At 71.3% G+C, this 13,895-nt stretch carries 16 protein-coding genes; 9 read left to right on the forward strand and 7 right to left on the reverse strand.

Annotated features, from left to right (window positions below):
- Positions 1 to 46: 46 nt before the first annotated feature.
- The 4 genes from ABD240_RS01485 to ABD240_RS01500 are packed head-to-tail and all read right to left on the reverse strand — an operon-like array spanning position 47 to position 2,490.
- Positions 47 to 811 carry an ABC transporter permease gene (locus ABD240_RS01485; RefSeq protein ID WP_291794353.1) on the reverse strand — a complete coding sequence of 255 codons (765 nt, stop codon included), beginning with the start codon at positions 809 to 811 and terminating at the stop codon, positions 47 to 49.
- Positions 808 to 1,677 (reverse strand): ABC transporter ATP-binding protein, encoded by an 870-nt coding sequence (locus ABD240_RS01490; protein WP_291794351.1) that lies wholly within the window; start codon positions 1,675 to 1,677, stop codon positions 808 to 810. The genes ABD240_RS01485 and ABD240_RS01490 overlap by 4 nt, the downstream gene beginning before the upstream one ends.
- Positions 1,674 to 2,054: a DUF1048 domain-containing protein gene (locus ABD240_RS01495; protein WP_291794349.1), complete on the reverse strand. Its 381-nt coding sequence runs from the start codon at positions 2,052 to 2,054 to the stop codon at positions 1,674 to 1,676. Before ABD240_RS01495 ends, ABD240_RS01490 begins: the two co-directional genes overlap by 4 nt.
- 1 nt (position 2,055) lies before the next feature.
- Positions 2,056 to 2,490 (reverse strand): PadR family transcriptional regulator, encoded by a 435-nt coding sequence (locus tag ABD240_RS01500; RefSeq protein ID WP_344334578.1) that lies wholly within the window; start codon positions 2,488 to 2,490, stop codon positions 2,056 to 2,058.
- A 159-nt stretch (positions 2,491 to 2,649) separates the two neighbouring features.
- Here ABD240_RS01500 and fdxA point away from each other — a divergent pair, with 159 nt between their 5' ends.
- From fdxA to ABD240_RS01515, 3 genes are all read left to right on the forward strand, one after another.
- Positions 2,650 to 2,976, forward strand: a complete 327-nt coding sequence (gene fdxA, locus ABD240_RS01505) for a ferredoxin (RefSeq protein WP_291794361.1) — start codon at positions 2,650 to 2,652, stop codon at positions 2,974 to 2,976.
- A gap of 40 nt (positions 2,977 to 3,016) precedes the next feature.
- Positions 3,017 to 4,153 carry a succinyldiaminopimelate transaminase gene (dapC, locus tag ABD240_RS01510; protein WP_291794345.1) on the forward strand — a complete coding sequence of 379 codons (1,137 nt, stop codon included), beginning with the start codon at positions 3,017 to 3,019 and terminating at the stop codon, positions 4,151 to 4,153.
- Positions 4,154 to 4,270: 117 nt separating this feature from the next.
- Complete coding sequence (locus ABD240_RS01515; protein WP_344334581.1) at positions 4,271 to 5,557, forward strand: citrate synthase; 1,287 nt, start codon at positions 4,271 to 4,273, stop codon at positions 5,555 to 5,557.
- Positions 5,558 to 5,714: 157 nt separating this feature from the next.
- Here ABD240_RS01515 and ABD240_RS01520 read toward each other — a convergent pair whose 3' ends face one another.
- A complete protein-coding gene (locus ABD240_RS01520) occupies positions 5,715 to 7,139 on the reverse strand; it encodes a DUF418 domain-containing protein (protein ID WP_344334582.1) in 1,425 nt (474 codons plus the stop codon).
- A gap of 90 nt (positions 7,140 to 7,229) precedes the next feature.
- Positions 7,230 to 8,174, reverse strand: coding sequence for a 2,3,4,5-tetrahydropyridine-2,6-dicarboxylate N-succinyltransferase (gene dapD / locus ABD240_RS01525; RefSeq protein ID WP_344334584.1), 945 nt, complete (start codon positions 8,172 to 8,174; stop codon positions 7,230 to 7,232).
- A 62-nt stretch (positions 8,175 to 8,236) separates the two neighbouring features.
- Between dapD and dapE the strand changes: the two genes are divergently transcribed.
- The 6 genes from dapE (at position 8,237) to ABD240_RS01555 (ending at position 13,099) form a co-directional block, all read left to right on the forward strand.
- Positions 8,237 to 9,412 (forward strand): succinyl-diaminopimelate desuccinylase, encoded by a 1,176-nt coding sequence (dapE, locus tag ABD240_RS01530; protein ID WP_344334586.1) that lies wholly within the window; start codon positions 8,237 to 8,239, stop codon positions 9,410 to 9,412.
- On the forward strand, positions 9,367 to 10,164 hold the full coding sequence (locus tag ABD240_RS01535) for an LOG family protein (RefSeq protein WP_425546979.1): 798 nt from the start codon (positions 9,367 to 9,369) through the stop codon (positions 10,162 to 10,164). Before dapE ends, ABD240_RS01535 begins: the two co-directional genes overlap by 46 nt.
- On the forward strand, positions 10,161 to 11,063 hold the full coding sequence (gene folP / locus ABD240_RS01540) for a dihydropteroate synthase (RefSeq protein ID WP_344334589.1): 903 nt from the start codon (positions 10,161 to 10,163) through the stop codon (positions 11,061 to 11,063). The genes ABD240_RS01535 and folP overlap by 4 nt, the downstream gene beginning before the upstream one ends.
- Before the next feature lie 116 nt (positions 11,064 to 11,179).
- Positions 11,180 to 11,551 carry a DivIVA domain-containing protein gene (locus tag ABD240_RS01545; protein WP_344334591.1) on the forward strand — a complete coding sequence of 124 codons (372 nt, stop codon included), beginning with the start codon at positions 11,180 to 11,182 and terminating at the stop codon, positions 11,549 to 11,551.
- Positions 11,548 to 12,816, forward strand: coding sequence for a hypothetical protein (locus tag ABD240_RS01550; RefSeq protein WP_344334593.1), 1,269 nt, complete (start codon positions 11,548 to 11,550; stop codon positions 12,814 to 12,816). The genes ABD240_RS01545 and ABD240_RS01550 overlap by 4 nt, the downstream gene beginning before the upstream one ends.
- A 115-nt stretch (positions 12,817 to 12,931) precedes the next feature.
- Positions 12,932 to 13,099 carry a DUF3117 domain-containing protein gene (locus ABD240_RS01555; RefSeq protein ID WP_291791869.1) on the forward strand — a complete coding sequence of 56 codons (168 nt, stop codon included), beginning with the start codon at positions 12,932 to 12,934 and terminating at the stop codon, positions 13,097 to 13,099.
- A gap of 48 nt (positions 13,100 to 13,147) precedes the next feature.
- On the opposite strand, the gene ABD240_RS01560 is transcribed toward ABD240_RS01555, so the two are convergent.
- On the reverse strand, positions 13,148 to 13,798 hold the full coding sequence (locus tag ABD240_RS01560; RefSeq protein ID WP_344334597.1) for an O-methyltransferase: 651 nt from the start codon (positions 13,796 to 13,798) through the stop codon (positions 13,148 to 13,150).
- Positions 13,799 to 13,895 lie beyond the last annotated feature (97 nt).

The raw sequence follows: 13,895 nt of genomic DNA on the forward strand, positions 1-13,895 counted from the left end.
GCGTCCTCCGCGGACGAGTGCACCGGACCACTCTACGGGGGAGGGCTCAGCGGATCCTCCTCCGGTAGACGAGGATCGCGATGCCGTAGGCGACGAGGAGCATTCCCGCGCACCAGGCGAGGGCGACCCAGATCCCCGCTCCCACCGGCTGTTGGGCGAACAGCGCCCTGATCGCGTCCACGACCGAGGTCACAGGCTGGTTCTCCGCGAACCACGCGATGGGTCCGGGCATCGAGGCGACGGGCACGAAGGCCGAGCTGACGAACGGGAGGAAGATCAGCGGGTAGCTGAATGCGCTTGCGCCGTCGACGGTCTTCGCTGACAGCCCCGCGATCACGGCGATCCATGTCAGAGCGAGGGCGAAGAGGATCAGGATTCCGGCCACCGCCAGCCACGCGCCCAGCGAGGCGCCCGTGCGGAAGCCCAGGGCGAAGGCCGTGCCGATGACCACCCCGAGGGAGACCACATTGGCCACGAGCGAGGTGAGCACGTGCGCCCAGAGCACGCTCGAGCGTGCGATCGGCATCGACTGGAAGCGCTCGAAGATGCCTCCCTGCATATCCAAGAACAGCCGGTATGCGGTGTATGCGATCCCGGACGCGACAGTGATGAGCAGGATCCCCGGAAGCAGGTAGCTGACGTACGCCTCGTCGGTTCCCGTGTCGATCGCACCGCCGAACACGAAGACGAAGATCAGCATCAGCGCGATCGGCATGATCGCGGTGGTGATGATGGTGTCCGGACTGCGGAGGATGTGGCGCAGCGACCGGCCGGTGAGCGCACCGGCGTCGCCGAGGACGTGGGCGGTCATCGGGGGCCTCCTTCAGTCCGTGCCGCGTCCTGCGGCACCGTTGCATCTTCCGGCGCCATGGCATCCTGAGCCCGTGGGGCCTCGGCGGCATCACCGCCGACGAGGGCGAGGAAGACCTCCTCGAGGGTCGGCTGCTTCTCCACGTACTCGACCGTGGCGGCGGGGAGGAGCCGCTTCAGCTCCGCGAGTGTGCCGTGCCGGATGATCGTGCCCTCGTGCAGGACCGCGATGCGGTCGGCGAGCTGTTCGGCCTCGTCGAGGTACTGCGTGGTCAGCAGTACTGTCGTGCCGCCTGCGGCGAGCGCTTTCACCGTCTGCCACACCTCGATGCGCGCCTGAGGGTCGAGCCCAGTGGTTGGCTCGTCGAGGAAGACGATCGGCGGATCGCCCACCAGGCTCATGGCGATGTCGAGCCGCCGCCGCATCCCGCCCGAGTACGTTCCGGCCCTGCGGCCGCCCGCGTCCGTGAGCGAGAAGCGGGCGAGCATCCTGTCCGCCACCGGGCCCGGATCCGGCAGGTGGCGCAGCCTCGCGACCAGCACGAGGTTCTCCCTGCCGGTCAGCACCTCGTCCACCGCCGCGAACTGTCCGGTCAGGCTGATCGACAGGCGCACGTCACCAGCCTGGGCTGCGACGTCGAAGCCGTTCACCGTGGCTGTGCCTCCGTCGGCCTTGAGCAGGGAGGACAGGATCCGCACCAGAGTCGTCTTCCCCGCGCCGTTGGAGCCGAGCAGTGCGACGATGCTGCCGGGCTCGACGTCGAGGTCGACGCCGCGCAGCACCTGCAGCTCCCGGTAGGACTTGGTGATGCCTGCGAGCCGGATCGCGGGCTCCGTGCGAGCCGGCTCCGTGGCCGTGGCGGTCATGACTCCTTCTCCTCACCGGTGCGGCGCTCGGCCCCGTCGATCGTCTGCCGGAGGCGCTCGCGCTCCTTGTCGATCCACTGCCTGCCCGCGTATGCCTGCGCGAATGCCTCGATGAACTCGACCGGATCGTCGCCGACGACCGCACGCAGCGGGGTCGCATCAGCGGCTGCCCGCTCCCACAGCTCCACGAAGTCGTCGAACATCGTGACGAGGGTGTCGGCGTCGGAGACGGGCCCATTCACCAGCAGGTAGCGCTGACCTGCCTTCGCGGCGCTCAGGTACGGTTCTGGCAGTGCCTTGATCCTTGCGACGCTCTGCCTGTACTGCTTCTTCTGCTCGAGCGATCCGGTGAGGTACTCGATCCATTTGGCGGCCATGTCAGGCCCCTTCCTTCTCGGTGTTCTCTGACAGGTCCGTCTGCTCCGATGAGCCTGTGTCTTCCGGCGAGCCCGTGTCTTCCAGTGGCCCCGTGCGGTCCGCTTTGTGTGCGGCATCCGGGCGGAGCTGCTCGATGCGCTCGGAGAGGAGGCCCCAGGTCCGCCAAAACTCGGTGAGGCGGTCGCGCCCCGTGGGGTTCAGCGAGTACACCTTGCGCGGCGGTCCCTTCTCCGAGGGGACCCTCTCCACGTCCACGAAGCCCCGCTGCTCGATCCGGACGAGCAGCGCGTACACGGTGCCTTCCGCGATCTCAGTGAAGCCCTGCTCTCGCAGCCATGCCGTGATCTCGTACCCGTACGCCGCCCTTTCGGCCAGGATCGCCAGGACGATGCCCTCGAGGGTGCCCTTGAGCATCTCCGTCATCTGACTTGCCACTGTGCGCCCCCTTTCTACTCGGTGACACTCAGTACCGCTACACAGTAACGCTGAGTACCGCTACTTGGCAACACTGAGTACCTGTGGGTTCCGCGAGCGCGGGGCGGACCAGGGAGTACCCTTGTGGGGAGTGGATCCGACCCCTTAGGAGAAGTGACCGTGACCTACGTCATCGCGCAGCCGTGTGTGGACCTCAAGGACAAGGCGTGCATTGACGAATGCCCTGTGGACTGCATCTACGAGGGCGAGCGTTCGCTCTACATCCACCCGGACGAATGCGTGGACTGCGGCGCCTGCGAGCCCGTCTGCCCGGTGGAGGCGATCTACTACGAGGACGACACCCCGGAGGAGTGGGCCGAGTACTACAAGGCGAACGTCGAGTTCTTCGACGACCTGGGCTCGCCCGGCGGGGCCGCGAAGCTGGGCAACATCGGCAAGGACCACCCCTTCATCGCTGCGCTTCCCCCGCAGAACCAGGACGCCTGAGCCCCCGGCCGGGCCCACGAGCACCACAGAGGACGAGACATTGCGCGCTGAGCCGTACACCGCCGGATTCGGACTGGACCTCCCCGGGTACCCCTGGGACTCGCTGACCCCCTACCGGGAGACGGCCCAGCGCCATCCCGGCGGAGTCTGCGACCTCTCCATCGGCACGCCCGTCGATCCCACGCCGGCGGTGATCCGCGAGGCGCTGGCCGCCGCCGCGGACTGGCCGGGCTACCCCACGACCCAGGGCACGCCCGAGCTCCGCGAGGCCATCGCCGCCTTCTGCCGCGAGGTGTTCGGCGCACAGCTGGACCCCGCGCGTGAGGTCCTCCCGCTCGTGGGCTCCAAGGAGGCGGTCGCCTGGCTCCCCACCCTGCTGGGTCTGCGGCAGCGAGGGCTGGCCGTGGCACACCCGGCCGCGGCCTACCCCACGTACGCGATGGGTGCGGAGATCGCGGGCCTGCCCGCGCGCGTGGTGGACGCGGACGAGATCCTCTCAGGCGCCGACCTCTCCGGCGTGGGCCTCCTCTGGGTCAACTCGCCGGGCAACCCCACCGGGCGCGTGCTCACCACCCGGGAGCTCGCGCGGATCGTCGAGGCCGCGCGCGCCGCGGGCGTCGTCATCGCCTCGGACGAGTGCTACGCCACCCTGGGGTGGGAGGGCGCGGAGGTCGCCCCGAGCATCCTCGACCCCGCCGTGACGGGCGGCGACCACACCGGCCTGCTGTCCGTCTACTCGCTGTCCAAGCAGTCCAACCTCGCAGGCTACCGGGCGGCGTACCTCGCGGGGGATCCCGTGCTGGTGGAGAACCTGCTGACTGCGCGGAAGCACGCCGGCATGATCATGCCGGGGCCGGTCCAGGAGGCCATGATCGCCGCACTCGGCGATGCGGCGCACCGGAGTGCGCAGAAGGAGCTCTACCGCGCACGCCGTGCGGTGCTGCGGCCTGCGGTCGAGGCGTTCGGCCTCCGGATCGACCACTCCGAGGCGGGGCTCTACCTGTGGGGAACCCGCGGGGAGGACTGCTGGGAGACCATCGGCGCACTGGCCGAACTGGGCATCATCGCAGGTCCCGGAGCCTTCTACGGGGAGGCCGGCGCGCAGCACGTGCGCATCGCCCTGACCGCCTCCGACGCGGTGATCGCGGAGGCCGCGAGTCGTCTGCGCGGGGCATAATACACTACCGTGGTGTGATTTCGTGTGACCTCCACAGTCGAGTAGTCTTTCCCCGACTCTGAAACGATTCTGAATCCCCTCTCAGCGTGAGCTGAGTACCAAGACGAGAGGTGTCGTATGACCCAGGATGCAGTGCTGCGCACAGGCGGCAAGGACCTCGCACTGGAGTCCGTCGAGGCCACCGAAGGAAATTCGGGGCTGAGGATCAGCAAGCTCCTGGGGGAGACCGGCACGGTCACCTACGACCCGGGATTCGCGAACACCGCGTCGCTGAAGTCGGACATCACCTACATCGACGGCGACGCCGGCGTCCTGCGCTACCGCGGCTACGACATCGAGGAGCTCACGGAGAAGTCGACCTTCGTCGAGGTCGCCTACCTGCTCATCTACGGCGAGCTCCCCACCCCGGACCAGCTCGCGGCCTGGGACGCGCGGCTGCGCCGCCACACGCTGCTGCACGAGGACATGCGCCGGTTCTTCCAGGCGTTCCCCTACGACGCCCACCCCATGCCGATGGTCTCCGCGTCCATCGCGGCGATGTCCACGTTCTACCAGGACAGCCTCAGCGTCCACGACGAGGAGCAGATCGACCTCTCCACGGTCCGGCTGCTCGCCAAGATGCCCACGATCGCCGCCTTCGCACACCGCAAGGCGCAGGGTCTGCCCGTGGTGTTCCCGGACAACGACCTGGGCCTCGTGGAGAACTTCCTCCGCGTGAACTTCGGCTTCCCGTCCGAGCAGTACGAGATCGACCCGCTCGCGGCGAAGGCCCTCGACCAGCTCTTCATCCTGCACGCGGATCACGAGCAGAACTGCTCCACCTCCACCGTGCGCCTCGTGGGCTCCTCGCAGGCCAACCTGTACCAGTCCATCTCCGCCGGCATCAACGCTCTGGCCGGCCCGCTGCACGGCGGCGCGAACTCCGCGGTGCTGGAGATGCTCGAGGACATCAAGGCCTCCGACGACGGTGCCAAGTCCTTCATGGAGCGCGTGAAGAACAAGGAGGACGGCGTCCGGCTCATGGGCTTCGGGCACCGCGTCTACAAGAACTACGACCCGCGCGCGGCGATCATCAAGAAGACCGCGGACGAGGTGCTGGAGAAGCTCGGCGGCAACGACGAACTGCTGGACCTCGCCAAGAGCATCGAGGAGATCGCGCTGGCCGACGACTACTTCGTCGAGCGCAAGCTCTATCCGAACGTGGACTTCTACACCGGCCTCATCTACAAGGCCCTGGGCTTCCCCACGAACATGTTCACGGTCCTCTTCGCCGTGGGCCGCCTGCCGGGCTGGATCGCCCAGTGGCGCGAGATGATCACGGATCCGGAGACCAAGATCGGCCGTCCCCGCCAGATCTACACCGGCTCCGGGCTGCGTCAGTACACCCAGCTGCACGAGCGCTGAGCCGCGCACACGCAGAGAAGCGCCCCGCTCCCGGAACCGAACCGGGAGCGGGGCGCTTTCGCACGTCTGCGGTCTCTGTGTGTGGAGCCCGGTCGCCTCATACGCCCACCATGCATGGCAGGGGTGAGGGGCCGGAGAAAGTGACCGGCCGACGGCCTCAGCCTCCCTCGCGGCCGTAGGTGAGCCTGCGCAGCAGCATCTCTGCGGGTCCGCGGGTACTACGGTCCTCGAACATCGCCGCGAGGACGCAGGAGAGGAGCCACACCGCTGCGGCCAGCGTGAATGCACTGGCGGTGGTGATCCTCTCCCCGAGGCCGAGGCCCCAGGCGGTGAGCACGGGCGCGAAGACGAGCGACTGGAACAGGTAGAAGCTCAGCGAGCGCTTGCCCACCGCGGCGATGGCACGCGCGGGCCGCGCGATGAGCAGGGGGTGCTCGTGGAGCGCGCGCCGGCCGAGGCGGAGTGCGAGGAGCCCGAACAGGGCCGCATAGCCCAGCCCTCCCGCCACGCCGGTGACGGAGTGGAGACCGATGAGCATCCACTCCGAGGTCTCGGGCAGGTGCAGGACGCCGGCGAATGCCAGCGCCTGGGGCAGGCCGCCCAGCACGCCCACCGTGATGCCCGTCCAGGCGATCCGCACGAGGCGTCCCCGGTGGGCGGCCGGGTCGTCGAGCAGGCCGTGACGGGCGGCGAGCCAGCCGAGGACCATCGCGAGCGGAACCGCGAGCATGAGCACCGTCCCCGGCGTGCTCAGCGCCCACATGCCGAGGCGGGATGCTGCGGCGAGAAGGTAGTTCGGCTGGCCCGCGGTCATGTCCGTGAGCGGGCTGCCGGTGCCGCCGGTCTCCATCCCCGCCGCGATCTCGGCGGTGACCTCCGCGGGCAGCAGGGTGAGCAGGAATCCGGAGACCAGGCCGAGCAGTGCGCCCAGCGCCAGCAGGCTGCCGAAGATCCAGGCGACGATCCGCAGGGTGCGATCCGTCCGGGAGAAGAACAGCCCGCCCACCACGAGCCCGGCGAGACCGTAGGCGCCCAGGATGTCCCCGTGGAAGAGGAGGAGCGCGTGGAGGGCGCCGAAGGCGATCATCCACCAGTGACGGCGCCGGAGCATGCGTCTCACGGCGTCCGCGGGCACACCGCGCGCAGCGCGGGAGACGGAGAACTGGACCATGCCGTAGCCGAACAGGAACGCGAACAGCGGGTAGACGCGGCCGTCCACGAGGGTGAGCGAGGCGGTGGCGAGGACGGTGTCGAGGGTGTCGCCGTCCGTGGGGTGCGCGGAGGACAGCCCCGTCGGATGCCCCCACAGGTGCCAGGAGACGTTCGCCACGGCGATGAGCAGGAGCATGAGGCCGCGCGCGAGGTCGGGGGCGAGGGCGCGTCCGGCACCGGCCTGTGCTGCGGACTCGGCCTGTGCCGTCCGAGCGGATTCGGCCGGAGCCGCCGGATCAGCCGGAGCGATCGAGGCCTCGGGGGCGACCGAGGCCTCGGGGGCGGCCGGGACCGGTGGCGGAGAGCTCGGCCGGGGCGGCGGCACACCCGGCCTCGGCGGCGGGTCCTGCGGCAGGGGCGGAACGGTCATGGGGCCTCCTGGGACGGCCGCGCCCGGTGCTGGAGGTCAGCACCGGGCGCGGGAGGTGAGGGCAGGCGCCCGGGGCGCCCGGCCGGTGTGTCAGTGCAGGTCCGGGTTGAGCTCGATGCCCTTCGCGGTGCGTGCGTGCGCCTCGACCGCACCGGTGGAGCCGTTGCGGCGCAGGAGGACGTTGTCCGCGCCGGAGAGCTCCGCGGCCTTCACCACGCGCCCGTCCTCGGACATGAGGGCCACCGGGGTGCCGGCGGTGACGTAGAGCCCGGCCTCCACGATGCAGTCGTCGCCCAGGGAGATGCCGATGCCGGAGTTCGCCCCCAGCAGCGTGCCGGAGCCCACCGTGATCTTCCGGGTGTTGCCGCCGGAGAGGGTGCCCATGATGGAGGCGCCGCCGCCGATGTCCGTGCCCTCGCCCACGACGACGCCCTGGGAGATGCGCCCCTCGACCATCGCCGAGCCGAGGGTGCCGGCGTTGAAGTTCACGAAGCCCTCGTGCATGACGACGGTGCCGGGGGCCAGGTGGGCGCCGAGGCGGACGCGGTCGGCATCGCCGATCCGCACGCCGGAGGGGATCACGAAGTCCGTCATGCGCGGGAACTTGTCCACGCCGAACACGGAGACGGTGCCCCGTGCGGCGAGCCGGGCGCGGGTGACCTCGAAGCCGTCCACCGCGCAGGCGCCCGCGGAGGTCCAGACGACGTTGTTGAGCTGGCCGAAGAGGCCGTCGAGGTTGAGCGAGTTGGGGCGGACGAGGCAGTGGGAGAGCGCATGGAGGCGGAGATAGGCGTCCGCGGCGCCTTCCGGGGCCGCATCGAGGTCGACGGTGACCGTCATCACGGCTGCGGTGGTGCCGCGCGCGGAGTCCTCGCCCGCGAGGGGGGCCAGGACGGAGGGGTCGACGGCCGCCGCGGCGGCCTCGGCGGCGAGCTCCGCGGTGCTCGCGAGGACGGGCTGGGGGAACCAGACGGACAGGACGGAATCGGAGTGCGACGTGGCGAGGCCGACGCCGGCGGCGAAGCGTGAAGTCATGCCCCCAGCCTATCCGGCTCCCGGCCGATCCCCGGCCCGCGGCCCCCACTACAGTGGAGCCCATGAGCGCAGACGCATCCCACCCGGACACCGGCCCCGCCGGCGCCGCCCCCACTGAGACCGCCCCCACGGACACGGACCTCCTCGAAGCCGCCCTCACTCGCCCCGCTGAGCTCACCGCGCGGCTCTGCGACATTCCCTCGGTCTCCGGGGACGAGGCGCGCCTGGCCGACGCCGTCGAGGAGCTGCTGGGCAGGATCTCCGCCGGCCCGGGACCGGACCTGGAGATCGTGCGCGACGGCGACGCCGTCATCGCCCGCACGCGGCTCGGCCGTGCCGAGAGGGTGCTGGTGGCCGGCCACCTCGACACCGTCCCGATCGAGGGGAACGTCCCGAGCACGCGCCGCGAGCTCGACGGCGAGGAGGTCGTCTGGGCCCGCGGGGCGTGCGACATGAAGGCGGGCGTGGCGATGCAGCTCGTCACCGCCGCGGCCCTCCGCGCACCCGTGAGGGACGTCACCTGGGTCTTCTACGACCACGAGGAGGTCGATGCCGCGCTCAACGGGCTGGGGCGCGTCGCCGCGAACCGCCCGGATCTCCTCGAGGCCGACCTCGCCGTGCTCGGCGAGCCCTCCGACGCGGGGATCCAGGGCGGCTGCAACGGCACCATGCGCGTGGACGTGCGCACCACCGGCGTGCGCGCACACTCCGCACGCGCCTTCATGGGCGTCAACGCCATCCACGCGCTCGCGCCCGTGCTGGCCGTCCTCGCCGCACACGAGGCGGAGACGGTGACGGTGGACGGCCTCGACTACCGCGAGTCCCTCTCCGCGGTGGGCATCCGCGGGGGAGTCGCAGGCAACGTCGTCCCGGACGAGTGCGTGGTGAGCGTGAACTACCGCTTCGCCCCCTCCAAGTCCGGCGCCGAGGCCGAGGCCCACCTCCGCGAGCTGTTCGCCGGGTACGAGGTGGAGGTGACGGATCTGTCCGAGGGCGCCCGGCCCGGCCTCGACCGGCCCATCGCCCAGGCCTTCGTCGAGGCGATCGGGGCGGAGCCGGCGCCCAAGCTGGGCTGGACGGACGTCGCGCGCTTCTCCGCGCTGGGTGTGCCGGCCGTGAACTTCGGTCCGGGCAACCCGCTGTACGCGCACAAGGCGGACGAGCACGTTGCGTGCGCGGAGGTCTCCGCCGCATGCCGCAGTCTGCTCGCCTTCCTGGAGCCGGAGCGGTCCCGGTGAGCAGGCGGAGCCGGGTGACGGGACCCCTGCATCTGCGCGGTCCCGCCGTGCCGCCCACCACCGCGGACGAACGTCTGCTGGACGACGACCGGGCGGGTGCGCCGTGGGTGCACACGGACCCGTGGAGGGTCATGCGGATCCAGGCGGAGTTCATCGAGGGCTTCGGCGCGCTCGCGGAGCTCGGCCCGGCGGTCGCGCTGTTCGGCTCCGCCCGGCTGGGCGCGGGCACGCCGGAGTACGCGCTCGCGGAGGAGATCGCCGCCGGGATCGCCAGGGCCGGCGGCGCCGTCATCACCGGGGGAGGCCCGGGGATTATGGAGGCGGGCAACCGGGGAGCGGCCGGAGCGGAGGGCGTCTCGGTGGGCCTCGGCATCGAGCTCCCCTTCGAGGCCGGCCTCAACGACTGGGTGCACCTGGGCATGAGCTTCCGTTACTTCTTCGTGCGGAAGACGATGTTCGTCAAGTACTCGCAGGGCTTCGTGGTGCTGCCGGGCGGGTTCGGCACGCTCGACGAGCTGTTCGAGGCGCTCACGCTCGTGCAGACGCGGAAGGTCACGCAGTTCCCCATCGTGCTCGTGGGGCGCGACTACTGGGGCGGTCTCGTGGACTGGCTCACCGACACGGTGCTGGCGCACGGCACGATCTCCGAGGCGGACACGCGCCTCTTCACCGTCGTGGACACCGCGGAGGAGGCGCTCGCCGCACTCGCGCCCTGCCTCGACCCGCTGCCGGACGGACCGGAGGGAGCGTGAGCGACGGTGCGTCCGTGAGCGGAGCGGGGGAGCTGCGCGTGGGCGGGCTCGTGGCCGGCCCCGGCGCGCCCGCGGTGATGACGGTCGTCAACCGCTCCGTCGACTCGTTCTTCGAGTCCGCGGACTCCACGGAGGCGGCGGTGCGCGCGGCGGGCGCGGCCCATGCCGCGGGTGCGGCCGTCGTGGACATCGGCGGAGTGCGCGCCGGCCGTGGGCCGCACGTGAGCACCCAGGAGGAGATCGACCGGATCTGTCCGGTCATCGCCGCCGTCCATGAGCAGCTGCCGGACCTCGTGATCTCCGCGGACACCTACCGTGCTCCCGTGGCCCGGGCGGCGCTCGCGGCCGGGGCACGGATCCTCAACGACACCTGGGCGGGTGCGGACCCGGAGCTGCCCGAGGTCGCAGCCGCGGCCGGTGCCGGCATCGTCTGCTCCCACACCGGCGGACTGGCCCCGCGCACGGATGCCCACCGCTCCCGCTACGGACTGCTGCCCGGGGACGTGGTCACGGATGCGCTCGACGGGGTCGCCGCTCTTGCGCGGAGGGCACGGGAGGCCGGGGTGCCGGCCGCGAGGGTGCTGGTGGATCCCACCCCGGACTTCGGGAAGAACACCCGGCACTCCCTCCTGCTGCTGCGCAGGATCGAGGAGTTCGCACGGCTGGGGATGCCGGTGCTGCTCGCGATCTCGCGCAAGGACTTCATCGGTGAGGCGGTGGGGGCCGCGACCCCGGCGGAGCGCCTGCCGGCCACGCTCGCGGCGACCGCCTACGCCGTGGAGCACGGCGTCTCCGTCATCCGCACGCACGACACCGCCGCGACCGTCCAGGTCATCGACATGGTCACCGCGCTCATGGGCACCCGCGAACCGCGCAGGAGCGTGCGCGGACTGCGCTGACGCCCCCGCGTCCTCCGGGCCTCCATTCCTGCCTCCGGCTGCGGCCCGGCCGGGCGCGTACGGACTGCGCTGACGATTCCGGCCCGTCGCTCAGGCGCCTGTGAGACCATGGGCGCATGCCGATCTGGATCGTAGTGGGCGTGTGCGCCGCCGTCTTCCTCCTCTGTATCGCCGTCGCGGGCGCCCGCGGTGCCTTCGACTCCGGCATGGGCGCGCGGGAGGACGATCTGCCGCCCGCACAGCGCCTGCCTGAGGCCCCCACCGCAGAGGACCTCGCCGGACTGCGCTTCACCCCGGTGCTGTGGGGATACCGGCCGGCGGAGGTCGACGCCGCGCTCGCCGCGCTGCGCGAGAGGCTGGCGGAGTACGAACGTGCGGAGGCCGCGGGTGCCGCGCACCGGACCGCGCGGGTGCCGGATCCCGCGCACGGCGCCGCAGCAGAGGCACCCGCGGAGGCCTCGGGCGCGGACCGGCCCGCCCACCCGTGAGCGGCGCCCGCGCCTCCGCGGAGACCCGCGCCCGGGACATCCGCACGCGGGAGGCCGCTCCCGTGCTGCTGCCGCGGCTGTTCTCCCGCTCCGCCCTGGACCGGGCGGCCCGCTCCTTCCTCACCCTGCCGTTCTGGCTGCAGGCGCTCAGCGTCTTCCTCGTCTCCCGCTGCGTCTCACTGGCGATTATGGCCATCGTGGTGCGCACCCAGCCGGAGGCCCCCTGGAGCTCCGGAGCGGTCACCACGCTCAACGACTTCCTCAACTTCTGGGACGGCGGCTGGTACTCCCGCGTGGCCCAGGAAGGATACCCGGAGGAGCTGCCCACGGACGGGGAGGGGCGGGTGTTCCAGAACGCCTGGGCGTTCTACCCGCTCTTCCCGTGGCTCACGCGCGTCCTCGGCGGTCTCACGGGAGCGGACTTCGAGACCGTCGCGCCGGTGCTGTCGACGGTGTGCGCGGGCGCGGCCTCCGTGGTCCTCCTCGCGCTGTTCCGGCACGTCACCACACCCGGGCGCGCGCTCACCGGGCTCGCCTTCGTGCTCTTCTTCCCCGCCTCCCCGGTCCTGGGCACGGCCTATGCGGAGGCCCTCACCCTGCTGCTGCAGGCGTGCGCGCTGCTGTGCGTGGTGCAGCGGCGGTACTGGCTCGCGCTCCTCCCCGTGGTCCTCATGGACCTGTCCCGGCCGGTGGGCGTGGCGTTCTCCTTCTTCATGCTCATCCACCTCGTCAGCCGGTTCCTGCGCCGTGCGGAGGATCCCTATCCCCGCCGGGAGGTGGTCTCCTCCTGGGCCCTGGGCGTCCTCTCCTGCGCCGCCGCTCTGCTGCACCCGGCGCATGCCTGGCTGCGCACGGGCTCGTTCACCGCGTACACGGACACCGAGGCGGCGTGGCACACCGGTCAGACGCGCATATTCGTGCAGTGGCTGGACGCCGGCACGCTCTGGATGGGCCCGGCGGGGCCCGCCGTCGTGGTGCTCCTCGTCGTGGCGATGGTCCTGCTCCTCGTCTCGCCCGCGGGCCGGACGATGGGCCGCACCCTCCAGCAGCACTGCTGGGGCTACGGCGTCTACCTGCTGCTCTTCTTCACGCCGCAGACCTCCACCGCGCGGCTCTTCCTGCCGCTCTTCCCGTTCGCGCTCGCGCTGGCGTACGTCCGCTCCTGGGCGCTCCGGGCCGTGGTGCTGCTCGCCTTCACCGTGCTGCAGCTCTTCTGGGTGGGCTGGCTCTGGCACTTCACGCCGCCGGGCGATCTGCCGCCGTGATCCGCGGGCCGCGGCCGGGACGGCGGGGGAGCATTCGACGCCCGCATCCCACCAACGGGCGCAAAATGGTGGATAATCGGTCGTGTAAGCGATACGACGCGAAGGGATTGCTCTCATGGCAGCTCAGAAGCCCCGCACGGGCGATGGACCTCTCGAAGTGACCAAGGAGGGCCGAGGCATGGTGCTCCGCCTGCCTGTGGAAGGCGGCGGACGTCTGGTCATCGAGATCAGCCCGGACGAGGCGAAGGACCTGCAGGACACCCTCGCAGCGGCGCTCGCCTGAGCTGCGCTCCGCCTGCATCTCCACGGCCCCTTCCCCGCCGGCTGCCAGTCAGCCGCGGGAGGGGCCTTCGCCTTTCCTCAGCACCAGCAGTCCCTCGTCCACCGGGAGCAGCAGCCTGCGCAGACCGCTCTGCTCGCCGAGTTCGCGCAGCATCCGCCGCAGGGCCCTCGCCTGCGGTGTGCGGACGGCGGGATCCGCCACGTCCCCGCCCTGCAGCGCGCGGCTGACGACGAGGACGCCGTCGTCCTCCAGCCGGCGCAGCGCATGGGGGACGAGCTCCACGGTGAGCTCCGGCTCCGCGTCGACGACCACGAGGTCGTAGGACCGTTCGGCCAGACGGCCGAGCACGGCGGCGGGCTCGCCGGTGATCATCCTCACCCGGTGTCCCGCGAGCCCGGCGTGGACGATGAGTTCCCGCGCCACCTCCTGGGCGTCGCCGTCCGGGTCGATCGAGGTGAGCGTTCCGGACCGCGGCATGCCCCGGAGCAGGGCGAGGGTGGCGGTCCCGGTGCCGGTGCCCACCTCGATCGCTGAGGCCGGGCGCAGCAGCTCGGTCAGCAGCGTGAGGGTCGCGGAGGAGGTGGGCGGCAGCGCTCGCCTGCGGAACTCGTGTGCGATCGAACGGGCGGCGTCGTCGACCGGAGCGGAGCCGTTGTAGTCGTCGGCCATCCGCGCACTCGCAGCCCAGTCCCGTGCCATGGGACCTCCTCTCAGCTGCGTCGACTCCCCGTACGACGGATCAGTCTAGTTGCAACTCCCTCACGTTCGCGGGGCTGCACTCAGAAGTGACCCCGGT

Source organism: Brevibacterium salitolerans, assembly GCF_039531405.1.
Taxonomy (GTDB): Bacteria; Actinomycetota; Actinomycetes; order Actinomycetales; family Brevibacteriaceae; genus Brevibacterium; species Brevibacterium salitolerans.

Excerpts from the sequence above, each read along its gene's own strand:
- ABD240_RS01545 (WP_344334591.1), top strand. The coding sequence starts at position 11,180 with ATGCCGATCTGGATCGTAGTGGGCGTGTGCGCCGCCGTCTTCCTCCTC.
- ABD240_RS01535 (WP_425546979.1), top strand. The coding sequence starts at position 9,367 with ATGCCGCAGTCTGCTCGCCTTCCTGGAGCCGGAGCGGTCCCGGTGAGC.
- ABD240_RS01485 (WP_291794353.1), bottom strand. The coding sequence starts at position 811 with ATGACCGCCCACGTCCTCGGCGACGCCGGTGCGCTCACCGGCCGGTCG.
- ABD240_RS01490 (WP_291794351.1), bottom strand. The coding sequence starts at position 1,677 with ATGACCGCCACGGCCACGGAGCCGGCTCGCACGGAGCCCGCGATCCGG.
- dapD (WP_344334584.1), bottom strand. The coding sequence starts at position 8,174 with ATGACTTCACGCTTCGCCGCCGGCGTCGGCCTCGCCACGTCGCACTCC.
- dapE (WP_344334586.1), top strand. The coding sequence starts at position 8,237 with ATGAGCGCAGACGCATCCCACCCGGACACCGGCCCCGCCGGCGCCGCC.
- ABD240_RS01495 (WP_291794349.1), bottom strand. The coding sequence starts at position 2,054 with ATGGCCGCCAAATGGATCGAGTACCTCACCGGATCGCTCGAGCAGAAG.
- ABD240_RS01560 (WP_344334597.1), bottom strand. The coding sequence starts at position 13,798 with ATGGCACGGGACTGGGCTGCGAGTGCGCGGATGGCCGACGACTACAAC.
- ABD240_RS01520 (WP_344334582.1), bottom strand. The coding sequence starts at position 7,139 with ATGACCGTTCCGCCCCTGCCGCAGGACCCGCCGCCGAGGCCGGGTGTG.
- ABD240_RS01555 (WP_291791869.1), top strand. The coding sequence starts at position 12,932 with ATGGCAGCTCAGAAGCCCCGCACGGGCGATGGACCTCTCGAAGTGACC.
- ABD240_RS01515 (WP_344334581.1), top strand. The coding sequence starts at position 4,271 with ATGACCCAGGATGCAGTGCTGCGCACAGGCGGCAAGGACCTCGCACTG.